The sequence below is a fragment of the Pedococcus sp. 2YAF34 genome (genome assembly GCF_052114585.1).
Taxonomy (GTDB): domain Bacteria; phylum Actinomycetota; class Actinomycetes; order Actinomycetales; family Dermatophilaceae; genus Pedococcus.
This window is the reverse complement of the sequence record NZ_JBFRFA010000052.1, coordinates 1-19,187: the sequence shown is the minus strand read 5'-3', so window position 1 is coordinate 19,187 and position 19,187 is coordinate 1. Positions and strand designations below refer to the sequence as shown.

Below are 19,187 nucleotides of genomic sequence, written 5' to 3'. Positions count from 1 at the left end.
GCCGTGGCCCCGGTGGCCCCGGCGCCGGTCGCGGTCCGGGTGGCCCCGGCGGTCCCGCCGGTGGTGGCTTCGCCGGTCGTCCCGGTGGCGGTGGCTTCCGTGGTGGCGCCGGTCGTGGCTCCACTGCCGGTGCCTTCGGCCGCGGTGGCGGTCGCCCCGTGCGCGGACGCAAGTCCAAGCGTGCGAAGCGCCAGGAGTTCGAGCAGATGCAGGCTCCGTCGCTCGGCGGCGTGAGTGTGCCCCGTGGCAACGGTGACACCCTCATCCGCGTGCGTCGCGGCTCGTCGCTCAGCGACTTCGCCGACAAGATCAACGCCAACCCCGGTGCGCTGGTGACGGTGCTCTTCCACCTCGGCGAGATGGCCACGGCCACCCAGTCGCTGGACGAGGACACCTTCAAGCTGCTCGGTGCCGAGCTCGGCTACAACATCGAGGTCGTCTCCCCCGAGGAGGAGGAGAAGGAGCTCTTCGACGCCTTCAACATCGACCTGGAGACGGGTATCGAAGGTGAGGACGACGAGGACCTCGAGGCCCGTCCGCCGGTCGTGACCGTCATGGGTCACGTCGACCACGGAAAGACCCGCCTGCTCGACGCCATCCGCAACGAGGACGTCGCCGGTGGCGAGTCCGGTGGCATCACCCAGCACATCGGTGCCTACCAGGTGCACAAGGTGCACGAGGGCGTCGACCGTCCGATCACCTTCATCGACACCCCGGGTCACGAGGCGTTCACCGCCATGCGTGCCCGTGGTGCGAAGGTCACCGACATCGCGATCCTCGTGGTCGCGGCCGACGACGGCGTGATGCCGCAGACCATCGAGGCGCTCAACCACGCCCAGGCTGCGGACGTCCCGATCGTCGTGGCGGTCAACAAGATCGACGTCGAGGGTGCCAACCCGTCCAAGGTCCGCCAGCAGCTCACCGAGTACAACCTGGTGGCTGAGGAGTACGGCGGCGAGACCATGTTCGTCGACGTCTCCGCCAAGGCCGGCCAGAACATCGACGCCCTCCTCGAGGCCGTCCTGCTGACGGCCGACGCGGCGCTCGACCTGCGTGCCAACGCCGACCGCGACGCCCGCGGTGTCGCGATCGAGGCCAACCTCGACCGTGGCCGGGGCGCCACGGCCACGGTGCTGGTCCAGGCCGGCACGCTGCACGTCGGTGACGCCATCGTCACGGGTTCGGCCTACGGCCGCGTCCGCGCGATGCTCGACGAGCACGGCAACAACCTCACCGAGGCGGGCCCGTCCCGTCCCGTGCAGGTGCTCGGCCTCTCCTCGGTGCCGCGCGCCGGTGACACCTTCGTGGTGGCCCCGGACGACCGCACGGCCCGCCAGATCGCCGAGCGCCGTGAGGCGGCGGACCGCCAGGCCAGCCTGGCCAAGGCCCGCAAGCGCATCTCCCTCGAGGACCTCAACGAGGCGCTCGCGGCCGGCAAGGTCGAGACGCTCAACCTCATCCTCAAGGGCGACGTGTCCGGTTCCGTGGAAGCGCTCGAGGACGCCCTGCTCCAGATCGACGTGGGCGACGAGGTCGACCTGCGGATCATCGACCGCGGCGTCGGTGCGATCACGATGAACAACATCAACCTCGCGATGGCGTCCGACGCGATCATCATCGGCTACAACGTCCGGGCCGAGGGCCAGAACGCCGACTACGCCGACCGCGAGGGTGTGGAGATCCGCTACTACTCGGTGATCTACCAGGCCATCGAGGAGATCGAGGCAGCGCTCAAGGGCATGCTCAAGCCGGAGTTCGAGGAGGTGGAGCTCGGCACCGCCGAGATCCGCGAGATCTTCCGCTCCAGCAAGTTCGGCAACATCGCCGGCTCGATCGTCCGCAGCGGCGAGATCAAGCGGGGCACCAAGGCCCGCATCACCCGCAACGGCGTCGTCGTGGCGGAGAACGTCGAGATCGCCGGCCTGCGCCGGTTCAAGGACGACGTCACCGAGGTCCGCGACGGCTTCGAGTGCGGCATCAACCTGGGGTCCTACAACGACCTCCAGCTCGGCGACCTCATCGCCACGTACGAGATGCGCGAAAAGCCGCGCGCCTGATGTACGCAGCGTGAGCCCGGGGGCGGCCGTAGGGTCGCCCCCGGGCTCCGCGGGTCCCGGACGAGCCCTCCGGGACCTGCGCGGCTCCGGGGACCCCCGGCCCCGCCGCGCCCCCGACCACCCCACCTAGGAGACTGCGCATGGCTGACACCGGACGCGCCCGCAAGATCGCCGACCGGATCAAGGTCCTCATCGCGGCCAACCTCGAGTCGATCGTCAAGGACCCCGACCTCGGTTTCGTGACCGTGACCGACGTCCGCGTCACCGGCGACCTCCAGCACGCCTCGGTCTTCTACACCGTCTTCGGTGACGAGGCCCAGCGCGCGAAGACGGCCGCCCTGCTCGAGAAGAACAAGGGCCGGCTGCGCTCGTTCGTCGGCGGGCAGATCCAGATCCGGCTGACCCCGAGCCTGGACTTCTTCGCCGACGCCATCCCCGAGACCGCCTCACACCTCGAGGACCTCCTGCGCGAGGCCAAGGAGCGCGACGCCGCCGTGGCCGCGGCCGCCGCCCGGGCGAAGTACGCCGGCGACGCCGACCCGTACCGCCGTGACGGGGAGGACGACGACGACCTCCCCGGTGGCGAGGACGCCTCCGTCGAGGCCTCGCCCGCCCGCGACGAGGACGGTACGGCGCCGGATGCCCGCGCCTGACGGCCTGCTCGTCGTCGACAAGCCCGCCGGCTGGACCAGCCACGACGTCGTGGGCCGCGCCCGGCGGCTCTGCGGCACCCGCAAGGTCGGGCACGCCGGGACCCTGGACCCCATGGCCACCGGCGTGCTGGTCCTCGGCATCGGCCGCGCCACCAAGCTCCTGACGTTCCTCGTCGGCTGCGACAAGGACTACACCGCCACGATCCGGCTCGGGCAGACCACGGTCACCGACGACGCCGAGGGCGAGGTGACGGCGACGACCGCGGCCGACGGCGTCACCCGGTCCGCGCTGGACGCCGCGGTCGCCGCGCTGACGGGTGAGCTCGAGCAGGTCCCCAGCAGCGTGTCGGCCATCAAGGTCAAGGGTGAGCGCGCCTACCACCGGGTGCGGTCGGGGGAGGACGTCGTGCTGGCCGCCCGACCCGTGACGGTGAGCCGGTTCGACGTGCTCGACGTCCGCGTCGCCGACGCGCAGGGCGTCGCGGTGGTCGACGTCGACGTGGCGGTGACCGTGAGCTCGGGCACCTACGTGCGAGCCCTGGCCCGCGACCTCGGGTCCGCCCTCGGTGTCGGTGGCCACCTCACGGCCCTGCGCCGGACCCGCGTCGGGGCCTTCCGCCTCGAGGACGCCCACTCGCTGGAGGAACTCGGTGCCCTGGACGGACCCGAGGTGGTGCCGGTGACGCCCCTCGCCGAGGCCGCCCGCGCGCAGTTCGCCGTGCGGGACCTGACGCAGGAGGAGGCCCGGACCATCGGTTACGGCCAGCGGGTCGAGTCCGCCCAGCCGGGACGCACCGAGCCCGTCGCGGCCCTCGCCCCCGACGGCACGCTGGTGGCGATGCTCGACGAGTCCGGCACCAAAGCCAGGTCGCACGTCGTGTTCGCCCCGGCGGGTTCGTAGAGTGTCCTCCGTGCACCGCTGGACCGACCCCACCCAGACCCCGGGCACGCTGCGACCCAGCGTGGCGACCTTCGGCAACTTCGACGGTGTCCACCGTGGGCACCGAGCCGTCCTCGGCCGCCTCGTCGCCGAGGGCACCGCCCGCGGGCTGCCCGCCGTGGCGGTGACGTTCGACCCGCACCCGGCGGCGATCTTCGCCCCCGAGCACGGACTCGAGCTGATCACGCCCGGGCCGCTGCGTGACGACCTGCTGGCCGAGACCGGCATCGACGGGCTGCTCGTCCTCGACTTCACGCGCGAGTTCGCAGACCAGAGCGCCGAGGAGTTCATCGTCCGCACCTTCGTCGAGACGCTCGGCGTGCAGGCGCTGGTCGTCGGGGCCGACACCCGTGGCTTCGGACGCGGCTACACCGGCGACGTCGGGACGCTGCGCCGGCTGGGGGAGCAGCACGGGTTCGAGGTGGTCGTCCTGGAGGACCTCGGTGAGGGCGAGCGCTGGTCGTCCTCCGCCGTTCGCCGCCACCTCACCGCCGGCGAGGTCGCCGAGGCGGCCGCCATCCTCGGCCGGCCGCACCGCATGCGGGGGACCGTCGTCCACGGCGCCCACCGGGGGCGCGAGCTCGGCTACCCGACCGCCAACCTCGCCGACGACGCGCTCGGCCTCATCCCGGCCGACGGCGTCTACGCCGGCTGGCTCACCCGCACCACGCTGGCGACCGACGAGCCGGACCGCACCCTGCCTTGCGCGGTGTCCGTCGGCACCAACCCCACCTTCGACGGGACCGTCCGCACGGTCGAGGCCTACGTGCTCGACCGCACCGACCTCGACCTCTACGACGAGCAGGTCAGCGTCGAGTTCGTCGAGCACATCCGGCCGACGCTGCGCTTCGACTCGGTGGAGGAGCTGCTCGAGGCCATGGCCGGCGACGTCGAGACGTGCCGCCGCGTCCTGGCCTCCATCGTCCCCTCCTGAGCGTCGTGCCCCGCCCCAGCCGCCCGCGCCCCGCGCGTGACGGGTTCTGGGCGCGAGCCGGTGGCGGCGCCGGCCTCTGGGCCCGCAGCGACTGGGGCCTGGTCGTGGCCGCCCTCGGCCTGTCGGTGCTGGGCGCGCTGCTCGTGTGGTCGGCGACGCGGCACCAGGCCGGCACCGCCTACCTGCTGCGGCACCTGCTCACCACCGCGGTGGGCGTCGGGATCGCGGCCGCGGTGACCCGCACCGGGTACCAGCGGCTGCGCGCCATCGCCCCGCTGCTCTACCTCGTCGCGGTCGGCGGCCTGCTGCTCGTCCTGACGCCCGTGGGGACCACGGTCAACGGCTCGCACTCGTGGATCCTGCTCCCTGGCGGCTTCTCGGTGCAGCCCTCCGAGCTCGCCAAGGCCGCTCTCTGCCTCGGGCTGGCGATCATCCTCGGCGAGCGGCTCGACCGCGGCGCCCAGCCCGACGTCCGCGACCTGCTGTTCGCCGTCGCGGTGGCCGCGGTCCCGGTGCTCCTCGTGCTGCTGCAGCCCGACCTGGGCTCGGCCCTGGTGCTCGGAGCGGTGGCGCTCGGGGTCGTCGCGGTCGCCGGCACCCCGAAGCGCTGGCTGGCGCTGTCGGTGGGGCTCGTCGCCGCTGCGGTCACCCTGGCCCTGACCACGCCGGTGCTCAGCGGCTACCAGCGCGACCGGCTGACGGCGTTCATCGACCCGCAGGCCGACCCCCAGGGCATCGGCTACCAGACGCGGCAGGTCCGGATCGCCATCGGGTCCGGCGGCTGGCAGGGGCAGGGGCTGTTCCAGGGCCACCAGACCCAGGGCGGGTTCATCCCGTTCCAGCAGACCGACTTCGTGTTCTCGGTGGCGGGGGAGGAGCTCGGGTTCCTGGGGGCCGCGGGGCTGCTGCTGCTGCTCGGGTTCGTCGTACTGCGCGCCGTGCTCGTCGCGGCCCGGGCGCGGGACGCCTTCGGCCGGCTGATGGCCGTGGGCGTGGCCACCTGGCTGCTGTTCCAGGTGTTCGAGAACGTCGGGATGAACCTCGGCCTCACCCCGGTCACCGGGCTGCCGCTGCCGTTCCTCTCCTACGGCGGGTCGTCGATGTTTGCGTGCTGGCTCGGGATCGGGCTGGTCAACAACGTCCACCTCTCGACCCGCGAAGGGTGACCCGGGACCTTCGGCCAGATTCGTGGGCGATCTCCTCCGCGAGCGTGGAGGGCGTGGCACTATCCACCAAACCCCACCCCCGAGCCGAGGAAGGTCAATGTCGATCCACACGCTGCAGGACCGCACCGCGCAGGACGAACGAGTCAACACCGCCGCCATCGAGGGACGGGCGCCCACCGTGGCGCACCTGTTCCGCGACCGGGTCGCCGCCAGCCCGCAGGGTGAGGCCTTCCGGTTCGTGGCCGACGGCTCGGGCGAGCTGTGGGAGTCGGTGACGTGGACGCAGGTGAGCGAGCGCGCCCACCGCCTCGCCGCCGGGCTCGTGGCGCTGGGTATCGGGCCCGAGGACCGCGTCGCGATCGCGTCCTCGACGCGGTACGAGTGGGCCCTGACGGACCTCGCCGTCATGTGCGCGGGCGGGGCGACGACGACGATCTACCCGACGACCATCGCGCCCGACGTGTCCTACATCCTGTCCAACTCGGGCAGCACCGTGGTCTTCGCCGAGGACGACGACCAGATCGCGAAGCTGCGCGACCGCCGCGTCGACCTGCCGCGCGTGGCACGGGTCGTCACGTTCACCGGCACCCCGGACGGCGACTGGGTCATCGGCCTCGACGAGCTCGAGCAGATGGGCGTGGAGCTGCTCGCCACCAACCCCTCGGTGGTGGACGACCGCATCGACGCCCTCCGGCCCGACCAGCTGGCCACGATCATCTACACCTCCGGCACGACCGGCCGTCCCAAGGGCGTGCGCCTGACGCACGACTCCTGGACCTACGTCGCCGCCGCGGTCGATGCCACCGGGCTGCTGCACGAGGACGACCTGCAGTACCTCTGGCTGCCCCTGGCCCACGTCTTCGGCAAGATGCTGCTCACGCTGCCGCTGCAGATCGGGTTCCCCACCGCCGTCGACGGCCGGGTCGACAAGATCGTCGACAACCTCGCGGTCGTCCAGCCCACGTTCATGGGCGCTGCCCCCCGCATCTTCGAGAAGGCCTACGCCCGCATCACGATGATGATGGCGGCCGAGGGCGGCCTCAAGGAGAAGCTCTTCCGGTGGTCGGTCAGCGTCGGCCGTGAGGTCGCGCAGATGCGCGCCCGCGGCGAGGAGCCGACCGGCATGACGGCCAAGAAGCTGGCGCTCGCCGACAAGCTCGTCCTGCACAAGGTCCGCGCCCGCTTCGGCGGCCGGATCCGGTTCTTCATCTCCGGCTCGGCGGCGCTCAACACCGACGTCGCCACCTGGTTCAGCTCGATCGGCCTGACCATCCTCGAGGGCTACGGGCTCACCGAGTCCAGCGCCGCGTCGTTCGTCAACCGCCCTGCCGCCAACGAGATCGGCACCGTCGGCTGGGCCCTGCCCGGCACCGAGGCCCGCATCGCCGAGGACGGGGAGGTGCTGCTGCGCGGCCCCGGGGTGATGCAGGGCTACCACGACAAGCCCGAGGACACGGCCGAGACCAAGGACGCCGACGGCTGGCTGCACACCGGTGACATCGGCCGGCTCGACGACCGCGGCTACCTGTGGGTCACCGACCGCAAGAAGGACTTCTTCAAGACCTCGAGCGGCAAGTACGTCGCCCCGTCGATGATCGAGGCCAGCTTCAAGGGCATCTGCCCCTACGTCAGCCAGTTCATGGTCTACGGCGCCGACCACAACTTCGTCACGGCGCTGGTCACCCTCGACCCCGAGGCCATCACGGACTGGGCCGCCAACCACGGCGTCTCCGGCTCCTACCGCGACATCGTGACCTCGAAGGAGGCCCACGACATGGTGCAGGTCTACGTCGACACCCTCAACGTGAACCTCAACCGCTGGGAGCAGGTCAAGAAGTTCACGATCCTCGACCACGACCTGTCCATCGACGAGGGCGACCTCACACCCAGCCTGAAGCTGCGCCGCAAGGCGGTGAGCGCCAAGTACCAAGAGGTGCTCGACTCGCACTACACCGCCTAGCCCGACCCGCTCCCGACGCCTCTCCCGGACACCTCCGGGGGAGGCGTCGTGGGTTCGTGGGCCGGTTCGTGAGCGGGGTCCGCAGGGTCCGCCGGGTCGCTGACGAGGGGGACGAACCGGTACCAGCCGTGCTCCTCCACCTCCAGCGGGGTGCCGGACGAGGGCCGTACCGCGCGGAGCATCCGTCCGCTGACCGGGACGACGAGCACCCCCGCCGGGGCCAGCTGCGCCACCAGGTCGTCCGGCAGGGCCCGCGCCTGCGCCGACACCAGGATGCGGTCGTACGGGGCCTGCGAGGGGTCGCCGAACATCCCGGGCGTGGCCTGCCGCAGGGACGCCCACGGCACACCCGCGGCGGCGAGGTTGGCGGCGCCGAGCTCGACCAGGCCCGGCACGCGCTCGACGCCCACGACCCGTCCGGTCGGGCCGGTCAACCGGGCGAGCAGCGCCGTCGTCCAGCCGGAGCCGGCGCCGACGTCGAGCACGTGGTCGCCGGGCTGCACGTCGAGCAGCTCCAGCATCTGTCGCACCGTGGTGGGCTGGCTGTTGGTCTGGCCCCAGCCGATGGGCAGCGGCACGTCGAGGTCGGCGTACTGGCGCTGGTCATCGGGCAGGAAGCCCTCCCGGCGCACGGCAGCCATGACCTCCACGACCCGGCTCGTCGCCACCTCGCCAGTATGCAGCGCGGGGGATCGCCTCCACAGCCCCTCCGAACGCCGTCGTCCTCAGCCGGCGGTCGCGGCCAACAGGGTGCGCGCGATGAGGCGGTGACCGGCGGCGTTGGGGTGGTCGCCGTCGTCGGCGAGCAGGGCGGTCGGGTTGCGGTCGCCCTCGCCCTCGAAGGGTGCGTAGAGGTCCACGACCTGGTCCCCGTCCGCGGCGGCCGCGGTGCGGATGGCGGCGTTGGCCGACCGGGTCACCTCGTCGCTCCACTGCGCGAAGCCGGGGCCGAAGTCCGCGTCGGCGACGTCACCGTCCTCGAACACGTTCCAGTAGGTGGTGACGAGGACCCGGGTGTGGGCCGGGGTGACCCGGCGGACCCGCGCGAGCGCGGCGGCCAGGCCCGCACCGGCAGCCTTGGAGGCCTCGTCCATGCACGTGGTCCCGCAGCCACCCCGCTGCCACTGGCCGATGAGGGGGCTGAGGTCGTTGGCGCCGATCGTGACGACGACGACGTCGGCGCTGGACAGGGAGGCGGTGACCGGCGGCGTGGCCAGCTGGGCGCCCAGGCTCGAGGTGGTGAGGCCACCGACGCCCAGGTTGACCGGGCGCACCGAGTGGCCGGACCGCGCACCCAGCATCGCGGCGTACAGCGTGACGAAGTCGGTGCAGCCACAGGCGGTCCCGGCGGTGACGGAGTCGCCGAGCCCCACCACGACGCGTGGCCCTGCGGTGGTCACCGGGGTCGCGGTGGTCCTCGGGGACGTGGCGGACGTGGCGGACGTGGTGGACGGTGCAGCGGCGGGGGACGAGCCCGTCCCCGAGGACGTGGGGGACGACTCCGTCGGCGCGACGACCGGTCGGGTCGTCGCGGCCCCGCCCTGCGCGCAGGACGTCAGGAACGCAGCCGAGGCCACCAGGCCGGCGACGACGCGCCATCGGCGGCTCACGTGGCGTGGTGGCCGCGCACGGCAGTCGGTGCGTGGTGCGTCGTCGCGGAGGGGGTGGACCGGTGTCGACCCATGCCCTGCAGGGCACCCACCAGCATGACGGCCAGCACGAAGGCCGCAACGATCCGGACCGAGGACGCGCGCATCCCCGCACCATAGGCAGGCTCGCTGGGAGCGACCTGAGGCGCGTGCCGTCGTTTTCGGGCTGGGGCGGGCCGCCGTTACCCTTGGCAGATCATGGATCACACCCCGGGACAGTCCGTCTTCACCCGCCTCGAGCCGCTGCTCGAGCAGGTCAGCAAGCCGATCCAGTACGTCGGCGGCGAGCTCAACTCGACCGTCAAGGACTGGGACTGCGGCGGGCACGGACCCGGCGGTGAGGAGCTCACGACCCGCTGGGCCCTGATGTACCCCGACGCCTACGAGGTGGGGGTGCCCAACCAGGGCGTCATGATCCTCTACGAGGTGCTCAACGAGCGCGAGGACGCCCTCGCCGAGCGCACGTATGCAGTGTGGCCGGACCTCGAGGCCCTCATGCGGTCCGAGGGTGTCCCGCAGTTCACCGTCGACGCGCACCGCAGCGTCCGCGACTTCGACGTGCTCGGGATGTCGTTCTCCACCGAGCTCGGCTACACGAACATGCTCACCGCGCTCGACCTGGCCGGGATCCCGCTGCACGCGGCCGACCGCACCGACGCCGACCCGATCGTCGTCGCAGGTGGCCACGCCGCGTTCAACCCCGAGCCGATCGCCGACTTCGTCGACGCCGCCATCGTCGGCGACGGCGAGGAGGCCGTGCTCGCGGTCACCGACATCATCGGCGCCTGGAAGGCTCAAGGGCGTCCCGGCGGCCGCGCCGAGCTGCTGCTGCGCCTCGCGCGCACCGGCGGGGTCTACGTGCCCTCGCTCTACGACGTGTCCTACCTGCCCGACGGCCGGATCCAGCGGGTCGCCCCGCGGGCCGACGCCTCCGGGGTGCCGTGGCGAGTGGCCAAGCACACCGTGATGGACCTCGACGCGTGGCCCTACCCGAAGCAGCCGCTGGTGCCGCTCGCGGAGTCGGTGCACGAGCGGATGTCCGTCGAGATCTTCCGTGGCTGCACCCGCGGCTGCCGCTTCTGCCAGGCCGGCATGATCACGCGCCCCGTGCGGGAGCGAAGCATCACCGGCATCGGCGAGATGGTCGAACGCGGGCTGGCGGCGACGGGGTTCGAGGAGGTCGGCCTGCTCTCGCTGAGCTCGGCCGACCACTCCGAGATCGCGGACATCACCAAGGGCCTCGCCGACCGCTACGACGGGACGCAGACCGGGCTGTCGCTGCCCTCGACCCGCGTCGACGCGTTCAACATCGACCTCGCCAACGAGCTGACCCGCAACGGCCGCCGCTCGGGCCTGACGTTCGCGCCCGAGGGCGGCAGCGAGCGGATCCGCAAGGTCATCAACAAGATGGTCTCCGAGGAGGACCTCATCAGCACCGTCGCCGCGGCGTACGGCGCGGGTTGGCGGCAGGTGAAGCTCTACTTCATGTGCGGCCTGCCGACCGAGACCGACGAGGACGTGCTCCAGATCGCCGAGCTCGCCAAGAAGGTCATCGAGACCGGTCGCCAGGTCAGCGGTCGGCGCGACATCCGCTGCACCGTCTCGATCGGCGGGTTCGTGCCCAAGCCGCACACGCCGTTCCAGTGGTGCGGGCAGCTCGGAGCCGAGGAGACCGACGCCCGGCTGGCCAAGCTGCGCGAGGCGATCCGCTCCGACCGCCGCTACGGCAGCTCGATCGGGTTCCGCTACCACGACGGCAAGCCCGGCATCGTCGAGGGACTGCTGTCCCGCGGCGACCGTCGCGTCGGCAAGGTCATCGAGCAGGTGTGGCGTGACGGTGGCCGGTTCGACGGCTGGAGCGAGCACTTCTCCTACGAGCGGTGGATGACCGCTGCCGACACGGCGCTCGCGGACCTCCCCGTCGACGTGGCCTGGTACACCACCCGCGACCGCGGCGAGTCCGAGGTGCTGCCCTGGGACCACATCGACTCCGGGCTCGACAAGGAGTGGCTGTGGGCCGACTGGCAGGACGCCCTCGACGAGACCGAGGTCGACGACTGCCGCTGGACCCCGTGCTTCGACTGCGGCGTGTGCCCCCAGATGGGCACCGACATCGAGGTCGGCCCGACCGGCAAGACGCTGCTGCCGCTCACCGTCCTGGGCTCGGGACGCGACGCCATGCTCGAGGCACACGCGCACTGAGCCCACCCTGAGAGGCGTTCTCGAGATCGGTGACATTTGTCATCGGGGGCGTCCCCGGCCGAGGTGTCGAATGGTGGTGCACCCGGTGAGCGGTCACCACCGGTCCCCGGGCGCACGTGGTGTACGCGGTCGAATCCTCCCGACCGCACACATTCCGGTGGGTGGGACCCTTCACCTCCTCACCGGAGCCGCTGGGATCGCTCGTGCGGAGAGCCCCCGGCGCAGCCGCCCGCTCGCCCAGGCCCAAGGCCCGGTGAGCGGGCGGCGCACGTTCGGGGTCGCGACGGGGCCGCTACGGCGCCGTACCGGTGCCCGATCCCATGCCGGTGCCCATGCCGGACCGCATGCTGCTCGCGAACCACGGCGAGTGCAGGTCGAGGTAGCGCAGGTCGGTCATCGCGGCCATCTGCTCCTCCCACTCACGCCGGGCGTCCTCGGGCATCTGCTTGACCTCGCCGGCCCGCGCCTCGTCCTCGCTGCGGAACGCCACGGTCTCGGTGAACCAGCCGTCGGGCTCCATGGCGATCGTGCCGCCGATGATCTCCGGCCGCTGCTCGTGCAGGACGTCCATGGGCTGTTCCATGAACCGGCGGAACGCCGTCGGGTCGGACACCCGGCCCTGCATGACCTGGACGAACCCCGCGTCGTCGGAGCCGCCGTCGAGGAACATCACCGCGTCGTCGCAGTCGTGGAACACCACGTCGCCGTCGAAGCACTGGCGCATGCGGTCGAACCACTCGCCCTGCTCGGGCCTGGTGGAGTTCCTCGCCGCGGCCTCACGGCTCTCGAAACGCACCGCTGCGACGAACTCGCCGTCGTCGGTGATGCCGTAGGTCCCACCGAGCCAGCCCTCGGCCCTCGGTCCCATGGTCTCGCGCCACTCGTCGGTCAGCCGGTGCACCTGCTCCGCGTCCCGACACCTTCCCTGGATGATCTGGATGAACACCGCTGAACCCTCCGCATCTCCTCGCAGGGGCCGCTTCGGCCGAAGTGGTCCAGCTCTCGAAACTACGCCGGGGCGTCCGAGGCGTCACCGGACATACCGGGCCGTGCGCCGAGCGGTCCGACCCGGCACGACACCGTGCGAGGCGCCCTCAGGCGAACAGGGCGCCGACGACCTCCCGGAACACCGCCGTGTGCCGGTCCACGTCCTCCTGCGAGGTCTCGGGGCACATCAGCGCCATGTTGTGGAACGGCGTCATGAGGACGCCGCGGTTGCACAGGGCGAGGTGCAGGTAGGCGTCGAGCTCCTCGTCCGCCGCCGCGGCGGACTCCTCGCCGGTGCGCGGGGCCGGGCGCGCGAAGCGGTACTCGGCGCGGGCCCCGAGCTGGCTCACCGACCACGGAACGTCGAGCTCGTCGATCGTCGCCTGCACGCCGGCGGTGTACCGCGTCGCGAGCTCGACCATGTGCGCGAAGGCCTCCTCGGTGAGGACCTCGCCCAGCGTGGCGCGCATCGCGGCCGTCGACAGGGCGTTACCGGCGAGGGTGCCACCCACCCCGCCGACGTCGACGATGTCGGCGTCGCCGGCGTCGGTGTGCCGGGTGACCGCTGCGGCGACCTCGGCCGTGATGCCGTAGGCGCCGCAGGGTATGCCGCCGCCGATGGACTTGCCGATGACGAAGATGTCCGGCTGTAGGCCCCAGGCGCGGGTCGCGCCGCCCCAGCCCGTGGAGAAGGTGTGGGTCTCGTCGACCATCAGCAGGGCGCCGTACTGCGTCGCGAGCTCGCGCACGCGGGCGAGGAAGCCGTCCTCGGGCAGGACGATGCCGATGTTGGTCAGCGCCGGCTCGGTCAGGACGGCGGCCACGTCACCGTGGGCGAGCGCCGCCTCGACCGACTCCAGGTCGTTCCAGGTGGCGACGCGGGTCGTGAGGTCTAGGTCGACCGGGGGTGCGACGTTGCCGGGGCGGCTCTCGGCCTTGCCGTCCGGGCCCGGCAGGGCGAACGCCTCGTCGACAGAGCCGTGGTAGCAGTAGGCGAAGACGAGCACCTTGGGCCTGCCGGTGGCGAGGCGGGCAAGACGGATCGCCCAGCGGTTGGCGTCCGTCGCCGACAGCGTGAAGCTCCACAGCGGCAGGCCGAACCGACGCTGCAGCTCGGCGCCCACCCACTGCGCGTCCTCGGTCGGCAGCATCGTGGTGATGCCGCCGAGCTCGCCCGCCCGGCGCTGCACCGCGGCCACCGTGGGCGCGGGGGAGTGCCCGGCCATCGCGCCGGTGTCTCCGAGCGCGAAGTCGACGTAGGTGTGCCCGTCGACGTCGGTGATGCGGTTGCCCGTGGCGCGGTCGAGGTAGAGCGGGAAACCGCCCGACCACATGTTCATCCACGTCATCGGCACCCGGCCGAAGAGGTTGTCGGCCTCCGCGAACAGCTCGCGGCTGCGCGGGTGGTGTGCGGTGTACTCCGCCTGCTCGGCGGCGAGGAGGGACGCGAGCCTGGTGCGGTCGAGGGTGGCCATGGAGCCACGGTAGGAGGCGTCGCCGGGACGTCGCAGGCGAGTGCGGATTCCGTAGGTGGACGGCGCGGCCCCTAGGCTTGCGCACCATGGCTCGACAGCGCGTCCCCGAAGGCCCGGCACCCGCCCCGGCGGTGCAGAAGCTCCGGGTGAGGTACGCCAAGCGCGGCCGGCTGCGGTTCTCCTCCACCCGTGACTTCCAGCGCGCCCTCGAGCGTGCGCTGCGGCGGGCTGGGGTGCCGATGGCGTTCTCGGCCGGGTTCCACCCGCACCCCAAGGTGAGCTACGCGAACGCCGCGCCGACAGGCACCGCGAGCGAGGCCGAGTACTTCGAGGTCTCGGTGACCGAGCGCGTCGACCCCGAGTCGCTGCGAGCGGCCCTGGACGAGGCGCTGCCGGAGGGGCTCGACGTGCTCGAGGTCGTCGAGGCGGCGCCCGGCTCGCTGGCCGACCGCCTCCAGGCGAGTGACTGGGTGATCGACTTCCAGGGCGTCACCGCCGACGAGCTGCGCGAAGCGGCCGCCGTGCTGCTCTCGCACGAGCGGGTGGAGGTCACCAGGACGTTCAAGACGGGCCCCCGCACCTTCGACGTGAGGTCGGCCCTCGTGTCGGTGGATGTCGAGCCGTCGAAGCGACCTGACTGTGCGATACTGCGGGTGGTCGTACGGCACACCACACCGGCCGTACGCCCCGACGACGTCCTGACCGCGCTGCGAGCAGTAACGGAGCTGGCGCCACCGACACCGCCCCTGGTGACCCGACTGGCGCAAGGCCCGCTGCGCTCCGCAACCGCCGGGGTGGCTGATCCACTGGCTGCCGACGAGGACGCCGACGGCGCCTGACCTGGTGCCGCGCGACCTGCGCGAGCCTCGTCGGACGTAGCCCAACCGACTTCCGTGCCGACAGCACCCGTTGCCGACACGACTGCACGCACCGCGCACCACGTGGCTGATCGGAGGGTCCACCCGGACCCTCGGGTGTGGCCCTCGCCCCGTGGGTGACGGAAGGACGCCGAGATGGCCTCCACGGAAGACCACTTCTCCACCACCGACAGCACCGACGGCTCTGACGCCACGTCGGCGCCCGCCGTGGCGGAGTCCCCGCAGCAGGTCGCCGAGGCGGCCGCCGCTGAGGCTGCCGGCGGAGCCCCCGCCGGCAAGGCACCGGCCCGCAAGCGGGCAGCCCGTCGCGCCACCAAGAAGACCTCGGCGCCGGCTCCGGTCGAGGGCGTCGAGGGCGTCGAGGTCGTCGTGACCGACGCGACCGCCGACCACGAGGCGACCGACCTCCCGGCCGTGGCCGCCGACGCCGCGCCGACGAAGAAGACCGCCAGGAAGGCCGCCGCCAAGAAGACGGCGAAGAAGGTCCCGGCCAAGCGCGCCACGAAGAAGGCCGACCCCAAGGCCGACGGCGAGCCGCTGGTCGAGGGTGCGCCGGTGGTCGAGGGTGCGGCCGTCATCGACGAGGGCGCCCTGGTGGACCCGGCTCCTCTCGACGTCCCCGTCCCTGCTGGTGTCGCGGCCGACGCTGATCCCGAGACCGACGCCGACGCCGACGCCGACGACGAGGCCGAGGCCGAGGAGGAGGCGCGCGCCGCTGCCGAGGCAGCCGCGCAGGAGGCCACGGCCACCGTGCCCAGCTTCGGCCTCCTCTTCCAGCCGCCGGACCCGGCCAAGGCCGCCCCGCGCCGTCGCCGGGCCAGTGCCGCCGCAGGCGCCCCGGCCCCCGCTCCCGCACCTGCCGAGGTGCCCGCCGTCGAGGCGCCGGCCGCTGATGGCGCGCCGGCCGACGGTCGGGGCGCGTCCGCGGACGAGGAGACCCAGGCCGAGCGCCCCAGCCGGGGTCGCGCCCGCGGCCGCGGGCGTGGCCGTGGCGCCAAGAACGCCGAGGACAAGGGTTCCGAGGAGACGACGTCCGACGAGGCCGTCGCGGCGCCGTCCGGCGACGACGGGCAGACCGACGGGCAGGACTCCACCTCCGACGACGAGTCCACCTCCGAGGGTGGCCGCCGCCGTCGCCGCCGCGGGGGCAAGGGCCGTGGCCGCGGACGCGGGCAGGGCGACGCCGAGTCGGCCGACTCGACCGCCGAGGGCGACGAGGACGAGCAGCACGGTCCCGAGGGTGAGGACGAGCAGTCCGGCGAGGCCGAGGGCAGCTCCACCCGCCGTCGTCGCCGCCGCCGTCGCAGCGGCTCCTCCGGCGAGGGGGACGACCCGCCCGGCACCGTGACCAAGGTGCGCGAGGCCCGTCGTGAGCGCGACGAGCCGCAGAGTGTCAAGGGCTCCACCCGCCTCGAGGCCAAGAAGCAGCGCCGCCGCGAGGGCCGCGAGGCCGGGCGCCGTCGCACGATCATCACCGAGGCCGAGTTCCTCGCCCGGCGTGAGAGCGTCGAGCGCGTCATGGTGGTCCGCGAGCGTGAGGGCCGCACCCAGATCGGCGTCCTCGAGGACGACGTGCTCGTCGAGCACTACGTGTCCCGCGAGACCAACGCGTCGATGGCCGGCAACATCTACCTCGGTCGTGTCCAGAACGTGCTGCCCTCCATGGAGGCTGCGTTCGTCGACATCGGCAAGGGCCGCAACGCCGTCCTCTACGCCGGCGAGGTCAACTGGGACGCCGCAGGCCTGGACAACAACCAGCCCAAGCGCATCGAGAACGCCCTGAAGTCCGGCGACTCGGTGCTCGTGCAGGTCACCAAGGACCCGATCGGCCACAAGGGCGCCCGCCTGACCAGCCAGATCTCCCTGCCCGGTCGCTACCTCGTCTACGTGCCCGAGGGCAGCATGACGGGCATCTCCCGCAAGCTCCCCGACACCGAGCGCGCCCGCCTCAAGGGCATCCTCAAGGAGGTCGTGCCCGACCGCGCCGGCGTCATCGTGCGCACGGCCGCCGAGGGGGCGAGCGAGGAGGAGCTGCGCGCCGACGTCGAGCGCCTCACCCGCACGTGGGAGAAGATCCAGGCCAAGGCCGACTCCAAGTCCGGCGGCAAGGGCAAGGGCGGTGCCCCGGTGCTCGTGCACGGCGAGCCCGACCTCACCGTCCGCGTCATCCGCGACGTGTTCAACGAGGACTTCACCTCCCTGGTCGTCGCCGGTGACCAGGCGTACGGCGAGGTCAGCGACTACCTCGGCGACGTCGCCCCGGACCTCGCCGAGCGGCTGCACAAGTGGACCTCGGAGGAGGACCTGTTCACCCACTACCGGGTGGACGAGCAGATCGCCAAGGCCATGGACCGCAAGGTCTGGCTGCCCTCGGGTGGCTCGCTGGTCATCGACCGCACCGAGGCCATGACGGTCGTCGACGTCAACACCGGCAAGTTCGTCGGCTCCGGGGGTAACCTCGAGGAGACCGTCACCAAGAACAACATCGAGGCGGCCGAGGAGATCGTGCGCCAGCTCCGGCTGCGCGACATCGGCGGCATCATCGTCATCGACTTCATCGACATGGTCCTCGAGAGCAACCGCGACCTGGTGGTCCGGCGCCTGCTCGAGTGCCTCGGTCGTGACCGCACCAAGCACCAGGTCGCCGAGGTCACCTCGCTCGGACTGGTCCAGATGACCCGCAAGCGGGTCGGCTCGGGCCTCATCGAGATCTTCTCGGAGAACTGCGAGCACTGTGGCGGTCGCGGGATCATCGTCCACGCCGACCCGGTCGACAAGCCGTCCGGTGGCGACTCCGGTTCCGGCGGTGGCCAGTCGCAGCGCGGCGGCGGCAACACCGGGGGCAACGGCGGCGGTGGCACCGGTGGCGGCAGCGCGCGCGGCCGTCGCGGCGGCCGCTCCGGTGGTGCGCAGGAGCAGGCCCCCGCGCAGCCGGCAGCGCAGGCCGCCCCGGTCCACGGCGGTCCCACGCCCGCCCAGATCGCCGCAGCCGCCCACGCCGCTGCCCTGAAGTCGGCGGGGGAGCACCACGACGAGGACGCGCTGCTGGCGGTCCCCGGGCAGGACGAGCCGGTCGTCGAGGTCCACGAGGCAGCCGGCCAGGACGCCCCCGTGGCACTGCCGGCGGTCGAGGCGCCCGAGACGCCCGAGACGCCCGAGGTGCCCGAGGAGCCCGCTGCCGAGGTGCGCCCGGTGGCCGACGAGCCCGCTGCAGAGGTGCACCCGGTGGGCGACGAGCCCGCCGCTCCCGCGGAGCCGGAGCAGCCGGTCGCCGCGGCGGCGGCCGAGGCACCCGCTGCGCCGAAGCGTCGCAAGCGCGGTCGCGTCGTGGCCCCGGCCGGGCCGCCGCGCCCGGTCGGCGAGGACGCGGCCAAGCCCTCCGTGGTGGCGGTCCCGACCTCCTGATCCGTGCTGGTGGAGGCCCTGTTGAGCCGGTTTGGTCGGCAGGGCACCCACCCGGTATTCTCAACCCTTGGTGCGCCCACCGCTCTGATGTCCGTGTCCTGGCTCCGGCCGGGCGCGGGTCGCTATCGGACGGTCCAGACAGAGAGCGCGTGCCTCCCGAAGTAGGAAAGAGATTCACGTGTTCGCGATTGTTCGCGCTGGTGGTCGCCAGGAGAAGGTCTCCGTCGGCGATGTCCTCATCATCGACAAGGTCTCCGGCAAGCCCGGCGACAGCATCGACCTGACGCCGCTGCTCGTGGTCGACGGCTCCACCGTCACCAGCGACGCTGTCAAGCTCGCCAAGGTGACCGTCAAGGCCGAGGTCGTCAAGCCCGCCAAGGGCCCCAAGATCACGATCATGAAGTACAAGAACAAGACCGGCTACCGGAAGCGTCAGGGCCACCGTCAGCACCTGACCCAGGTCAAGATCACCTCGATCGACGCCTGAGTCCGGCCCCTTTTCGGACCCACAGACCTTAAGCAGAAGGCAGGCACTGACATGGCACACAAGAAGGGTGCGTCCTCGACCCGCAACGGTCGCGACTCCAACGCACAGCGACTCGGCGTGAAGCGCTTCGGCGGCCAGCTCGTCAACGCGGGCGAGATCATCGTCCGCCAGCGCGGCACGCACTTCCACCCCGGTGAGGGCGTCGGCCGTGGCGGCGACGACACGCTGTTCGCGCTCGTCGCGGGCAACGTGGAGTTCGGCACCAAGCGTCGTCGCAAGGTCGTCAACATCGTCCCGGTCGCGACCGCGGACGCCAGCTGACTTTCGGTACGCCGCGTGGCCCGGCCACGCGGCGTACCCCCTCGGAGGGGGCGGGCCTGAACCAGGCCCGCCC

General features: G+C 72.3%; 16 protein-coding genes. 11 read left to right on the top strand and 5 right to left on the bottom strand.

Annotated elements, in window-relative coordinates:
* The 6 genes from infB to AB4Z02_RS18020 all read left to right on the top strand — a co-directional run.
* Window positions 1–2,057 (top strand): translation initiation factor IF-2 (infB, locus tag AB4Z02_RS18045; RefSeq protein WP_441972690.1); only part of this gene is annotated, 2,057 nt, incomplete at its 5' end.
* Between the two features lie 140 nt (window positions 2,058–2,197).
* Window positions 2,198–2,710: a 30S ribosome-binding factor RbfA gene (gene rbfA / locus AB4Z02_RS18040; protein WP_441972689.1), complete on the top strand. Its 513-nt coding sequence runs from the start codon at window positions 2,198–2,200 to the stop codon at window positions 2,708–2,710.
* Window positions 2,697–3,611, top strand: coding sequence for a tRNA pseudouridine(55) synthase TruB (truB, locus tag AB4Z02_RS18035; RefSeq protein WP_441972688.1), 915 nt, complete (start codon window positions 2,697–2,699; stop codon window positions 3,609–3,611). The genes rbfA and truB overlap by 14 nt, the downstream gene beginning before the upstream one ends.
* A 10-nt stretch (window positions 3,612–3,621) precedes the next feature.
* Entirely contained in the window at window positions 3,622–4,584 is a 963-nt protein-coding gene (locus AB4Z02_RS18030; RefSeq protein ID WP_056884136.1) for a bifunctional riboflavin kinase/FAD synthetase, read from the top strand.
* A 5-nt stretch (window positions 4,585–4,589) separates the two neighbouring features.
* Window positions 4,590–5,750, top strand: coding sequence for a rod shape-determining protein RodA (gene rodA, locus AB4Z02_RS18025; protein ID WP_082590663.1), 1,161 nt, complete (start codon window positions 4,590–4,592; stop codon window positions 5,748–5,750).
* A 97-nt stretch (window positions 5,751–5,847) separates the two neighbouring features.
* Window positions 5,848–7,710 carry an AMP-dependent synthetase/ligase gene (locus tag AB4Z02_RS18020; RefSeq protein ID WP_441972686.1) on the top strand — a complete coding sequence of 621 codons (1,863 nt, stop codon included), beginning with the start codon at window positions 5,848–5,850 and terminating at the stop codon, window positions 7,708–7,710.
* Here the strand turns inward: AB4Z02_RS18020 and AB4Z02_RS18015 are convergent.
* Genes AB4Z02_RS18015 through AB4Z02_RS18005 form a run of 3 tightly spaced genes read right to left on the bottom strand, consistent with a single transcriptional unit; the run spans window position 7,707 to window position 9,466 of the window.
* Window positions 7,707–8,378, bottom strand: coding sequence for a protein-L-isoaspartate O-methyltransferase family protein (locus AB4Z02_RS18015; protein ID WP_441972684.1), 672 nt, complete (start codon window positions 8,376–8,378; stop codon window positions 7,707–7,709). The genes AB4Z02_RS18020 and AB4Z02_RS18015 overlap by 4 nt on opposite strands.
* A 57-nt stretch (window positions 8,379–8,435) precedes the next feature.
* Window positions 8,436–9,320, bottom strand: a complete 885-nt coding sequence (locus AB4Z02_RS18010; protein WP_441972682.1) for an SGNH/GDSL hydrolase family protein — start codon at window positions 9,318–9,320, stop codon at window positions 8,436–8,438.
* Window positions 9,317–9,466, bottom strand: coding sequence for a hypothetical protein (locus AB4Z02_RS18005; protein ID WP_441972681.1), 150 nt, complete (start codon window positions 9,464–9,466; stop codon window positions 9,317–9,319). Before AB4Z02_RS18005 ends, AB4Z02_RS18010 begins: the two co-directional genes overlap by 4 nt.
* Window positions 9,467–9,557: 91 nt before the next feature.
* Between AB4Z02_RS18005 and AB4Z02_RS18000 the strand changes: the two genes are divergently transcribed.
* On the top strand, window positions 9,558–11,561 hold the full coding sequence (locus AB4Z02_RS18000) for a TIGR03960 family B12-binding radical SAM protein (protein WP_056883708.1): 2,004 nt from the start codon (window positions 9,558–9,560) through the stop codon (window positions 11,559–11,561).
* A gap of 292 nt (window positions 11,562–11,853) precedes the next feature.
* Here AB4Z02_RS18000 and AB4Z02_RS17995 read toward each other — a convergent pair whose 3' ends face one another.
* Window positions 11,854–12,507 carry a hypothetical protein gene (locus AB4Z02_RS17995; RefSeq protein WP_441972679.1) on the bottom strand — a complete coding sequence of 218 codons (654 nt, stop codon included), beginning with the start codon at window positions 12,505–12,507 and terminating at the stop codon, window positions 11,854–11,856.
* 148 nt (window positions 12,508–12,655) lie between these two features.
* Window positions 12,656–14,023, bottom strand: coding sequence for a transaminase (locus AB4Z02_RS17990; RefSeq protein ID WP_441972678.1), 1,368 nt, complete (start codon window positions 14,021–14,023; stop codon window positions 12,656–12,658).
* 86 nt (window positions 14,024–14,109) lie between these two features.
* Here AB4Z02_RS17990 and AB4Z02_RS17985 point away from each other — a divergent pair, with 86 nt between their 5' ends.
* The 4 genes from AB4Z02_RS17985 to rpmA all read left to right on the top strand — a co-directional run bounded on the left by AB4Z02_RS17985 (window position 14,110) and on the right by rpmA (window position 19,114).
* The gene (locus tag AB4Z02_RS17985) at window positions 14,110–14,862 is read left to right on the top strand and encodes a TIGR03936 family radical SAM-associated protein (RefSeq protein ID WP_082590454.1); all 753 of its coding nucleotides are present in this window, start codon (window positions 14,110–14,112) and stop codon (window positions 14,860–14,862) included.
* A 174-nt stretch (window positions 14,863–15,036) separates the two neighbouring features.
* Complete coding sequence (locus AB4Z02_RS17980; protein WP_441972675.1) at window positions 15,037–18,306, top strand: Rne/Rng family ribonuclease; 3,270 nt, start codon at window positions 15,037–15,039, stop codon at window positions 18,304–18,306.
* Window positions 18,307–18,484: 178 nt separating this feature from the next.
* Window positions 18,485–18,793: a 50S ribosomal protein L21 gene (gene rplU, locus AB4Z02_RS17975; RefSeq protein WP_441972673.1), complete on the top strand. Its 309-nt coding sequence runs from the start codon at window positions 18,485–18,487 to the stop codon at window positions 18,791–18,793.
* Window positions 18,794–18,844: 51 nt separating this feature from the next.
* Window positions 18,845–19,114, top strand: a complete 270-nt coding sequence (rpmA, locus tag AB4Z02_RS17970) for a 50S ribosomal protein L27 (protein ID WP_056883713.1) — start codon at window positions 18,845–18,847, stop codon at window positions 19,112–19,114.
* Window positions 19,115–19,187 lie beyond the last annotated feature (73 nt).

Bases quoted from the DNA above. Each gene is read 5' to 3' on its own strand.
- rbfA (WP_441972689.1), top strand. From the start codon at position 2,198: ATGGCTGACACCGGACGCGCCCGCAAGATCGCCGACCGGATCAAGGTC.
- truB (WP_441972688.1), top strand. From the start codon at position 2,697: ATGCCCGCGCCTGACGGCCTGCTCGTCGTCGACAAGCCCGCCGGCTGG.
- AB4Z02_RS18020 (WP_441972686.1), top strand. From the start codon at position 5,848: ATGTCGATCCACACGCTGCAGGACCGCACCGCGCAGGACGAACGAGTC.
- AB4Z02_RS18005 (WP_441972681.1), bottom strand. From the start codon at position 9,466: ATGCGCGCGTCCTCGGTCCGGATCGTTGCGGCCTTCGTGCTGGCCGTC.
- AB4Z02_RS18000 (WP_056883708.1), top strand. From the start codon at position 9,558: ATGGATCACACCCCGGGACAGTCCGTCTTCACCCGCCTCGAGCCGCTG.
- AB4Z02_RS17990 (WP_441972678.1), bottom strand. From the start codon at position 14,023: ATGGCCACCCTCGACCGCACCAGGCTCGCGTCCCTCCTCGCCGCCGAG.
- AB4Z02_RS17985 (WP_082590454.1), top strand. From the start codon at position 14,110: ATGGCTCGACAGCGCGTCCCCGAAGGCCCGGCACCCGCCCCGGCGGTG.
- AB4Z02_RS17980 (WP_441972675.1), top strand. From the start codon at position 15,037: ATGGCCTCCACGGAAGACCACTTCTCCACCACCGACAGCACCGACGGC.
- rpmA (WP_056883713.1), top strand. From the start codon at position 18,845: ATGGCACACAAGAAGGGTGCGTCCTCGACCCGCAACGGTCGCGACTCC.